The organism is Corynebacterium macginleyi, from assembly GCF_003688935.1.
GTDB lineage: Bacteria > Actinomycetota > Actinomycetes > Mycobacteriales > Mycobacteriaceae > Corynebacterium > Corynebacterium macginleyi.
On record NZ_REGE01000038.1, the window covers coordinates 1 to 4183 of the forward strand.

The 4183-nt window shown below is 52.1% G+C and carries 3 protein-coding genes and 1 pseudogene; 3 read left to right on the top strand and 1 reads right to left on the bottom strand.

All coding sequences use genetic code 11. From position 1 onward, the window contains the following. Positions 1-401: 401 nt before the first annotated feature. Positions 402-638, top strand: a complete 237-nt coding sequence (locus D9V82_RS11735; RefSeq protein ID WP_167449823.1) for a DDE-type integrase/transposase/recombinase — start codon at positions 402-404, stop codon at positions 636-638. A gap of 58 nt (positions 639-696) precedes the next feature. On the opposite strand, the pseudogene D9V82_RS13215 reads toward D9V82_RS11735, so the two are convergent. Then, positions 697-1916, bottom strand: a pseudogene (locus D9V82_RS13215) (IS3 family transposase). 312 nt (positions 1917-2228) lie between these two features. Between D9V82_RS13215 and D9V82_RS11760 the strand changes: the two are divergent. Together D9V82_RS11760 and D9V82_RS11770 are read left to right on the top strand one after the other, a co-directional pair. Further along, complete coding sequence (locus D9V82_RS11760; RefSeq protein WP_234456831.1) at positions 2229-3071, top strand: hypothetical protein; 843 nt, start codon at positions 2229-2231, stop codon at positions 3069-3071. Between the two features lie 654 nt (positions 3072-3725). Then, complete coding sequence (locus D9V82_RS11770; RefSeq protein ID WP_147446175.1) at positions 3726-4040, top strand: hypothetical protein; 315 nt, start codon at positions 3726-3728, stop codon at positions 4038-4040. Positions 4041-4183: the final 143 nt, after the last annotated feature.

Sequence of the window (4183 nt, forward strand, 5' to 3'; positions counted from 1 at the left end):
GGTCATCGTCATATGCCTTTCGGTGAGATGTGGTAGTTGAGTCGAAAGGTTAACTGACGGTGACCGCCCCACTATTTCCGGGGCCCACCATCAGCAAGCGTTACACCACACTACTGGACGCAACCGTTCCTCGTTGTATACATGGGTCCACACCCGTGAAAATCGCAGGATAAGAGATGTATTCCGATGCCGTTATTGGTGCGAGAATCACAACCATCTTTGATGACGAGCATGGTCTTTAACGATGCTCAAACGCATCGCTGCGAGCCTTAAGGAGTACACGGCGTTTACCCCGGTTAATCACAAGAAAGTCGCACGAATTATCAAAAGCCATGGGGCTGAAGGGCTTTACCACACGTCGCCGATGTACCACTACTAGGCGTAAGGCTGGCCACCGCGTCATGCCGGATTTGCTAGACCGTAAATTCACAGCCAGCGCGCCGAACCGTGTTGATGTCGGCGATATTACCTACTTGCCATGTAAAGGAGGGAAGAACATGTACTTAGCCACAGTCATTGACGCGTATTCGCGTAAACTTGCAGGTTATGCGCTCGCAGACCACATGCGGGTCTCACTGGTCATCGATGCTTTAGCTCACGCACATGGTGTGCGTGGCAGTGGTGACGGGGCCATTTAACATTGACGATCATGGGGTTGCCCGCAAATCGTGGACACGTAGTCAAGCTACCTAGTGGTTAGGCAGCTATTTCTTCTTCGTTTCTGGTTTGGGTGGTGTGGTTTTCGAAATCGACAGGGCTGACCATCCCCAGTGAGGAATGCCGACGCCGACGGTTGTAGACCACCTCAATCCAATAAGCCACAGCCTGACGCGCAGTATCGCGGGTTGACCAGCGCTTCCGGTCGTAAAACTTAAGTTTTCAGCGTCGACCAGAACGACTCAGCCATCGCATTATCGAAGCACACGCCAGTACGCCCTACGGACTGAGCAACACCTAGGTTGCGGCATACCTCCCAGAGCTTCTCGCTGGTAAATTGTGTTCCCCGGTCAGCGTGAAACACCAGCCCGTCAGCAACGTCACCACGGAAGCGTATGCGCCATCCGCAGTGCTCGTTCGACCAAACTTGTGTCTTGCACGCTATCCATAGCCCAGCCCAGCACCCTGCGGGAATGACCATCGCGAACTGCGCATAAGTACAACCAACCCTCGCCGGTGCGCAGGTAGGTAATATCCGACATCCATACTCGATTGAGCTCGCCGGTATCAAACATGCGCTTGACCAGGTCAGGAAGACTTGACTTACGTTTAGATTGAATCGTTGTCACGGGCACAAAAGCACGCGGTGAAATCCCTTCAATTCCCACCAGGCGCATCCGCTGAGCCACAGTCTTGCGATTCACACTGATCTGGTAGCGCTCATCTAGTTCTGCGGTAATCCGCGGGGCACCATAGACCTCGTCGGAGTCTTTCCAGATCTGATGAATCTTGCGGTCAACATCATCATAAAACGCTGCACGATCATCTTTTCCGGATAAGCGTTCCTGCTGCATATGAGACCATGTGTAGTATCCAGACCGAGACACCTTCAACAAGCGTGCCATACGCTTGATGCTGTAGTTAGCCTTGCTCTGGCCACATCAATTCGAACTTTTCTTCTCGCGTTGCTGTGCGGCGAAAAAGGCTGTCGCTTGTGACAAAAACTCATTATCCATCTTGGCATCTGCCAGCTCACGACGCAGACGAACATTCTCGGCACGAAGATCCGCCTGGCTTAGCCCATCCGGGGCCCCTCGCCGTTCGCGCTCATTTTTTACCCACCGGCCTAAAGCCCAGGTGCGACACCAATCTCCTTGAGCTGCATGAGCAATCGGGCGATGCGATTCGATTACTAGGTTAGCCGCTTCACGCCGGTACTCCGGCGTGTACTTCTTGCGTTGTTGACTCCCAATGAACATCCTCTCTTACGGACACACGATCTGCACTCATCGGGTGTCCACCAAACGAGGGTAACCTCAAAGGGGTTGGTATTCTGTCAATGATTTTCCTGCACTGGGGCGGAGGACGACGGCTGCGACAGTTGGTGTCGGCCCGCGCCTGGGGTTATTTCACGAACCCTCATACTCGAAGATCTCAAACACGAAGCCACAACATTAGCCCAGAACTACTGCGGAAATGGGTAGAGCGGCGAAAGATAGAATTAAATGTTTCTGCGTTGGGGCAAGTAACATATCCGCTTAGGAATGTTATTCGGATTCTAGAAATTGGACATGGAATTCATTAAGGCCAAGCCTGATCCAGAACTATTCACTTGGCGTCAGGTACACAAAGTTGGAAGTAACCTACGTGAAGGTCTCCCGTACAACGAGGAGATTCTACTGCGGTTCCTTGAGCATCAAGCCGTACTCTGTGATTCTCTGATGGAAGTGGCGGCCAACACTGTTAGGTGCTTAATTTATCCACTCAACGAAAACGATGGGTCTATTAGGCCAGACTCGGGTGATTACGTTTTTGCTGCGAGGGTCAAGACATACGGCACGCTAGTCGAAAAACTCCGAAGGATGCCAAAATTTCCACTGGAGAATATTTGGGATGTATCTGGCCTCAGGTTTGACTGCGACTTAACCTTGTCCGAGCAAACTGAAGTTGCAGAGATTTTCCAGAAAGACTTTTTGGAAGCCGGGGCAAAGAAGGTGCAGATTAGCGATATGAGAGAGAATGCGCACTCTGGTTACCGAGCTATACATTTACACCTGGATACCCCCGCAGGGCGAGCAGAATTTCAGATAAGAACCGCTATGCAAGCACAGTGGGCGAATCTCTATGAGGTCGCAGCAGACATTTATGGACGAGATATCCGATACCTGGAATTTGGTGCCAATCCAAGCGGTGCTGCTCTGGCAGAGATGAAGCTTCTCCATGAAGCATCTGATGCTGTGCATCAAGCTGAAAAGGTCGCTGATACGGTATTTATCCCGTTTAGCTCTGAGAGGCGAATCGGTCCAATGCATTCGGAGATTCGTCAGCTGCGGAGTCGAGCGTATGGCATACTCGAAAGTAGACTTTCGGAACTAGTAAGAGTACGGTCAACCATCGTACAGAAAGGAAAGTGAAAACCTCATGTCAGCATTCTTGATTGAATACCACCGCAAAAAGGGAACGGTTCGATGTGAGGAATTTGGTTCACTGTCCGAAGCAACTCGCGAGCGGCTTCGCCTAGATCACTTCAATACTGATCCTGACATCGAAATCGTGGCGGTTGCTAGCGCGAGTGAGGAAAGCCTTCGCCAGTCACACTCTCGATATTTCTCTGGAGTGTAGTAGGCGCGTGTCACGCTTGTGATATGATCGACGCGACGACAACTTATACCCTCAACACATGTTGGGGGTATTCGTCGTTTTACAAGCCTTGTAGCCACCTCACCCTTGCAAACTGTCAATCAAACATTGAACCGTTAGAGCAACTCTGAACAACCCCCGAGGCGCAGGCCACCGGATCATGACCGGAATAACCCTCCCAACCGACCAACCGCAAGGAAACACCCTGCACACTGCACAAAAGCAGACTAAACACAAGAACCATTTGGGAGACCACACCTATGAGCATGCCCGAGCCAAAATCACCATGGCCCCGAAAGAATACGAACCCGCCTTAGAATCAATCCGTCACGATGACGCGATACTCAACGGACAATTAGAGGTCATTAATCAGCGTCGCGCACGCCATTACAGGCCACAGCCCTACCGGCATCGTAGCCAGTACAACGGTGGGCTGGTCGGCAAAACCTCCCGTGCTTTCCTTGGCCGTCCCACTGGGGATAAAAAGCAAATCCCACCTCATCACCCACCATCTGTCTATCGCGGAGGAACTCACCACCGCCCTAGCGGACTATATGGCTGGAAAGGCACCGCAAGCGGAACTCGCATCAGGAGATGAGGGAAACACCCCAGCTAAGGAAGCGCTCGACCGTCTCGTCACCTCCGATGAGTTCGTTGCCCAATGGTGGAACGCGGTCTACAGCGCCGGGGCACTAGGCTGTTGTGACCGGCTATTTGGTAGCAGTGTCGTGACCATCCGGTAGTGGGGTTACCCGCAAGTCGTGGACACGTTGTTAAGCTGCTTAGGGGTTAAGCAGCGGCTTTCTTATTACAATTTTGATCAGCGAGCTGGGCTTCGAAATCGACGGGGCTTACCATCCCGATGGACGAGTGGCGACGACGCCGG

Excerpts from the sequence above, each read along its gene's own strand:
- D9V82_RS11735 (WP_167449823.1), top strand. The coding sequence starts at position 402 with ATGCCGGATTTGCTAGACCGTAAATTCACAGCCAGCGCGCCGAACCGT.
- D9V82_RS11760 (WP_234456831.1), top strand. The coding sequence starts at position 2,229 with ATGGAATTCATTAAGGCCAAGCCTGATCCAGAACTATTCACTTGGCGT.